This window comes from Tatumella sp. JGM130, from assembly GCF_018257525.1.
Taxonomy (GTDB): domain Bacteria; phylum Pseudomonadota; class Gammaproteobacteria; order Enterobacterales; family Enterobacteriaceae; genus Tatumella; species Tatumella punctata.
In genome coordinates this window covers 1-595 of the sequence record NZ_JAERJS010000095.1, presented here as the reverse complement: position 1 = coordinate 595, position 595 = coordinate 1, and the positions used below count along the sequence as shown (strand labels likewise).

Annotated in this window: 1 protein-coding gene; it reads left to right on the top strand. The window is 53.3% G+C overall.

Annotation, left to right across the window (positions count from 1 at the left end; translation table 11 throughout):
* Nucleotides 1-440 precede the first annotated feature (440 nt).
* Nucleotides 441-593 carry a hypothetical protein gene (locus JK211_RS16815; protein WP_212709753.1) on the top strand — a complete coding sequence of 51 codons (153 nt, stop codon included), beginning with the start codon at nucleotides 441-443 and terminating at the stop codon, nucleotides 591-593.
* Nucleotides 594-595: the final 2 nt, after the last annotated feature.

Below are 595 nucleotides of genomic sequence, written 5' to 3'. Positions count from 1 at the left end.
ATGGCTACCACCATCGGCGGCGTCATTGGCGCTGCTACCAACCTGTTAAACCACGTTAAATCATTCACCACTACCCAACTGGAGCGCATCCAGAAGTTCGTCAACGATGCTGCCCGTCCGGGGCCGGAGGCTTTCGCATGAAATACATCATCCAAGGCGCCGAACTGGTCATCGCATTCAGCGGATCGGTTCACTTCTATCCGAATACGCCAGCCGGCTTTGTGGATATGGTCAGAGAATTCCGGAGGTCAAAATGAGCATACCCAACGAGCTAAAAATACCACGGACGGCAGCTATGAGAGCCGAATGGCGTCGCTATTGTCTGGTAAGGGCGCTGGAATGCCGCCGATTGGGTAGTGATTGGGTCGAGGCTAAGCGCCATGCGCTGCACAACGCCAAGCTCGAAAGACAACTTATCCGAATGTTCAAGGAGGATGACCATGTGGCGTAGCAATGACACGGACTTTATCGCAGAAATGAGAGAGCTGGTCGGTGAGGAAATGGAAGCCATCCAGCAGGAACAAATCGACCTGGCAACGGAACGCCAGAATCCGGTTATCAGCTGGCAAGAATTTGCGGGGGACTATTCATGAGT

Coding starts and splice junctions, on each gene's coding strand:
- JK211_RS16815 (WP_212709753.1), top strand. CDS start 441: ATGTGGCGTAGCAATGACACGGACTTTATCGCAGAAATGAGAGAGCTG.